At 41.5% G+C, this 5,194-nt stretch carries 3 protein-coding genes and 1 pseudogene; 3 read left to right on the top strand and 1 reads right to left on the bottom strand.

Annotated features, from left to right (window positions below; all coding sequences use genetic code 11):
- Positions 1-180: 180 nt before the first annotated feature.
- The 3 genes from O9324_RS22245 (at position 181) to O9324_RS22235 (ending at position 4,328) form a co-directional block, all read left to right on the top strand.
- A complete protein-coding gene (locus O9324_RS22245) occupies positions 181-576 on the top strand; it encodes a hypothetical protein (RefSeq protein ID WP_287629127.1) in 396 nt (131 codons plus the stop codon).
- 543 nt (positions 577-1,119) lie between these two features.
- Complete coding sequence (locus tag O9324_RS22240) at positions 1,120-3,567, top strand: HEAT repeat domain-containing protein (protein WP_288141327.1); 2,448 nt, start codon at positions 1,120-1,122, stop codon at positions 3,565-3,567.
- A 26-nt stretch (positions 3,568-3,593) separates the two neighbouring features.
- Positions 3,594-4,328 carry a hypothetical protein gene (locus O9324_RS22235; protein WP_287633085.1) on the top strand — a complete coding sequence of 245 codons (735 nt, stop codon included), beginning with the start codon at positions 3,594-3,596 and terminating at the stop codon, positions 4,326-4,328.
- 403 nt (positions 4,329-4,731) lie between these two features.
- On the opposite strand, the pseudogene O9324_RS22230 reads toward O9324_RS22235, so the two are convergent.
- Positions 4,732-5,194: pseudogene (locus tag O9324_RS22230) on the bottom strand (IS1634 family transposase); the annotation flags it as partial.

Genomic DNA, 5,194 nt, shown 5'->3' with positions numbered 1-5,194 from the left:
ATTGAGAATGACTGGGGGAACCCTGAAATTTTCGGCTTAGTTGGTGGCAGCTTGCCGCCAACTCACTCCTCTAGATAAGTATTTTGACTCAGGCATCTTCCTCTTTTGAGACGTTGTGACACTTAGGGTGCGGAATGTGGGTTTGATCTGTAGAGATAGAGAAATTCCTGGAGGTAAACTATGAACAGAGACATCATTACTGGAATGGACGGCGAGATTTATGCCCGTCGCGATCTGAGTCGGGAATGGGGCGGGGCGATCGATCTGGGAACCGCGAGGACGGGAAAAAGCTTCGGCGTTGACGGTCATTTAGGGGAAACTAATTGTCGCGGCGTTTGGGATAGTGTGGACAGACTCAAATTCAGGACTTCGCGTAACCTTCGTTTGGAACTCGCCACCGACCCCAACGTGATCACCGAGTTAGTACGATTCGATAGTAAGGGTGTCGCCACCGTCGTCGGTTCGGTTGAATACGGCGACCGACTGTCTCTCAATTTAACACCGGGTCGCTACGGCCTCAGTTTCTTTGTCGAGGGAGATTTGATCTCCTATCAGGTTAATGCGAGTTTTTTTTAGAGAGCGAACGGTTTCTAAGTCGATAGCTGATCGCTGACCGCTATAGGGAAAAGTTCCGGTGCGATCGGTAATTTTCCCGCGTCTGTTTTTTCGAGAAATCTAATCTATTCCTTGGGATAGTGGCACGGTTAAAATCGATAAGATTACAATTTTACTGTTAATCACCTTAGCGATCGCTGGATATACTTGCTATCAATTGTCTGTAATCTATTACCAGCTAATCATTAAATTTTATGAAAGTAGCCCGATTCGTTAAGATTATCGGGGATAGAGTAAAGATGGATGAATAAGGGAGAAATAGGCCAGAGCATTTTGGCATGGTTTCTTAAAGAACAATTTTACAGATGAAATCGCTGAAACTACATTAGGTCAAGTATTTTGTCATTTGGAGGGAAGTTTAGATATGACGGATGGCTGCTATTTGGTGGCAGGGATGGCACTGAAGCAGCTTGGGAGTGTGAGGGGTGCGAGAAGAGGTTGGGGGGGTGAGCAGGGAATAATTGTAGATCAGTCTAAAAGGTCAGGATTTTGGGGAGCAGACTCATGCCTAGGCGTACCTGGAAAAATCTCTCTGTGGCTTTCATACTAAGCTTGGCTCTGCCAATACTTATAACGACTATTGGTCGGACACAAGAGTTGTGTACTGATAGAGAAAAAATCAGGGAACATCTGGAAGCATCTATTTCTGATTCCTCCCATTTTAAGGTTCTACTCAAATGTGGTTCAGACGTGGTGCCTTACCTGATTGAAGTCCTTGAGAATGAAGAGCCAAATACAAACCTTGTCTGGAGTGCCAGAACCTTACTAGGGCGTATGGGTTCAGCCGCAGTACCTGACCTAGTTAAGCTCTTAGACAATAAAGAACCAAAAGTTCGCCAGAATGCTGCTGAGGCTCTAGGGATGATTGGTTCTGATGCTAAAGATGCAGCCCTTCCTTTAGCTAGGCTTCTTGAGAAAAAGAATGAGGATCTAGCCGTTCGCCAGAGCGCAGTCCAAGCCTTGGTAAGGATGAAGGCAGAGGCTAAAGCTGCGGTCTCTATCCTGGTTCAGCTTCTCAAGGATAAGGACAATGAAAAACCAGAAGTTCTCAGGAGTATCATCGATGCTTTGGGAAACATTGGCTCTGAGGCTAAAGATGCAGTGCTACCACTGATTGATGCCCTTGAAGATGACGATTCTGACGATTCTGAAATTCGCAGGAGAGCTGCTATTGCCATAGGGCGTATTGGATTCGAGGCTAAAGCCGCAGTCACCAGCCTGAGCAAGCTAGTTGAGGACAAGAATCAACCTGAAGGGGTTCGTTATCAAGCTACTCTTGCTCTGTCACGCATTGCTGAAGCCCATGTGGACAAGATTTCTCAATCCCGTTCCCACAAGGGAAAACTTCTTGATCTCAAGTCCAAAATTCTTTACTTCAAGCAACTTAACGAAGCTATAGATACTGTATCGACTATAGAAAAATCTCTAGAAAATTCGGGTTTTGATGATGAGCAGCGTGCTGCGAGTCGGTCTCTAAGCTCCCTAAAGAGCGAAAAGAACTCCTGGCTCATGTCGGAAGCTATACAGTGGTTTTCTAATATCAGAAATGTCTGGGTAATACATGGGATTTTTTGGCTGGCATTAGTCTTTGCCTACCCCAAATCTCCTCAGATTCAGGCTATATTCTTCTGGAATCCTTGGTTGCGGCGTATCACTGGGCTAGGTTATGTCGGACTCGCTCTCACTTGGGTTCCCTTCCTACGAGCTAGGCTGTTTTCTCCATTCAAAGAATCTTTGCTTTCAGATGCTCATTTAGATGACTTTAATCCCAAAGCTTACTTCGCTGATTCAGATGTAAAGTTTCAAGGAAAAATAGATGCTCAACCCATTCGAGAAGCCATCCCAGAAATTCGAGGGCAAATCGTCCTAGAAGGGGAATCTGGATTAGGTAAATCGATGTTTTTGCGTCATTTAGTGAAACAATCTCAGCAAATTACTGTTTACTTACCTGCCATAAAATGCCATCAGGGGGTAATGGAAGCAATACAAGCTAAACTGCATGGTTGCGTCCAAGAAGATCCTAATTTTCTCAAAAATCTGATTTATAGCGGTGCAATTTATATTGCCATCGATGGACTCAATGAAGTTACACCAGATACACGTGCCAAGATTACTAACTTTGTTGAAAGTTATTTTAAATGCAATATTATTATGACAACTCAGCCCTTGGAATGGAATCCACCTTCGACGGCTAAAACTTACATATTGCAACCTTTAAGAGGAGAGCAAATTGAGCATTTTCTTCTCTCACGCAGGGCAATTTTGACGGAAGAAGCCCAACTTAAAGGTTCAGAATACGAACAAGCTTGTAAAAGCTATATCGCCACTATCTTAAATCAACAGCAATCCACAGAAGAACAAATTGCAATCCGAGGGATGCTTTCTAACCCAATGGATCTGACAACTGTTGCTCTGATGTTATCCCGAGGAGAAACGCCTGACTTACTCAACCTAGAAAAGCAACAATACGAAATCATGAAAGAAGATTATGAATATCACTCTCCCAGTAAAAACTTTCCCCTCAAGGCTTTTTCTGAAACAGTTTATCAAATGCGATTGAAGGATGAAAAAGAAATTCCCTCTGAGCAATGGAAAAAAGAATTACAGTGCCTGGAACGGCACAAAATGGTCATCAGTCGTCAAGTAACAGATCTTGAAGGGGAAAAACAAACAGATTGGTATTTTCGCCATGATAAAATTCAAGAGTTTTTTATCGTGCAGACATTTTTGGAGAAAGAAAATGAAGCCAGACTGATAGATCATATTAGCGATACACGCTTTCGGGGGGTGTATTTACTACTAGCAACCATGATGCCTATCGAGGCATCTAAAAATCTGCGGGAAGAATTAATTAAATATGCAGCAAATACCAAAGATCATACTGTTAGCGATACTTTTATTCAGCTTTTTCAGTCAAGGAAGACTGCTGAAGAGACTAAAAAAATTAGATAGATAAGGAATAAGTATCTCAGTGTCAAATGAAAAGGAAATCAACCAACTTTATTAGGAAAGGTTTAAAGCCCGTCCTCAAAATCCCAACCAGCACTCTCCTTCGACTAGGGGGGGGAATTGCTGCTTTAGTAGTCGTCTTTTTCTTCAGTTTCTTTAGTCCCGCACAGCTTGTTGCCAGTGAAGGTCAATTGTCACAAAGTTTACCAGTTGTAGTCCTTATGGATTCCCCAGACCCAGATGTGGTCTACGACCCCATCACAAGAGAGGAGGGCGGAACCAACGCAGACGATATAGAAAGATTCATTTTGCGAGATTTACCGCTTCAGCTATGCAAGGAGATTGTCACCCCGCACTGGAGCAATAAGGAGAGAATTCTCCACCTAAATCCAGACCTGATTATTATTCATTGGTCTGCATTTTATGGCTTTACTAACCCGGCTGACGAGGATGCTAAATTCTCTTCTTTCCTACAAGATATGGCATCCTCAAGAGCCAAATTTCTGATTTACAGCAGAGCACCTGGATTGAACAGACCTGATGACAAACGACGAGTTATCAGACGATATGAAAGCTTACACCCGCTACTGCGAGGTAGAATAAATTTCTTCATCTTAGAAAGCGGTCCAGCAGCGACTTTTCGTGATCAAACTACTGGACAAAGATTAAAGCGATATGTTCTTCTTCTCACCCAGACGGGAAACGGATCTGGGAGCATTCGCGAAACGCCCAATTTTTCTGGTAACTTCTCAATGAAGCCATAATTGTATAATAAAACCCAATTTATTCTTCACCCCAAAACTTGGAGAAGAAAAACGGGAAGAAAGGTTAAGAAAATGTTTAACACTAGACGAAGATTTATAGCTGGATTGCTGTGGTTTTCTATCCCATATTCCGCACTTCACTTTGAAGTATAAAAAACTACAGGTCTTTTCAAAGAAAAAAAATCAGAATAATCAAAAAAAATACTCAACCAATCAGATGTTGAGGAGAAATCATAAAATACCAAATATTTTTTTCGGCTCAAAGAGTTAAACTAAGTCACAACAATTCGAGGAGTAGTGACTCTCCTATAAGCATATTACTCAATTGTTATCAACTTTGTTGCTTTGTTATTTAGACTAACGATGACAGATAATATTTTTGACAAGATGAAGGCAGAAAATTTCAAATAAAACGGCGTTCTTCAGTTAAATTGACAATTTGCTTGACCCCATTCACAATAAAAATATGAATGCCCTGAAAACATTGAAATATCCATCTCATTGTGGGACGACTCGTTAATTTACTGACTTGATTTTTGACTCCAGCCTTGGCTCTTTTTCAGCTATTTCTTAGTTCTCTTTGTCCGAGGTTATAGACTAACAAGCAGAAAGACATCAAGAATAACATTGTCTCGATTCTTTCCGTTTTTTTAACAAAGAAACTATCCGCAAAAAATAAAGGATCTTTCAAAAATCTAAATCCTCTTTCACAAGACTGTTGATTTTTATAAGTTGTCACCATTTCGGCTGAGTCTAATTTGTCTTCTTCATCAACTAAGTTAGTTGCTAAAATAAATCTGCCTGCTTCCTTTCTTCTTCTGACTATCTCTTCAGTTTTTTCTTGCCCTACGCCGCTAATTTTATAA

It is taken from the genome of Microcystis sp. LE19-84.1B (assembly GCF_027531875.1).
Classification (GTDB): Bacteria; Cyanobacteriota; Cyanobacteriia; order Cyanobacteriales; family Microcystaceae; genus Microcystis; species Microcystis panniformis.
The sequence above is the reverse complement of the archived record's forward strand: the minus strand, read 5'-3'. Positions and strand labels throughout refer to the sequence as shown.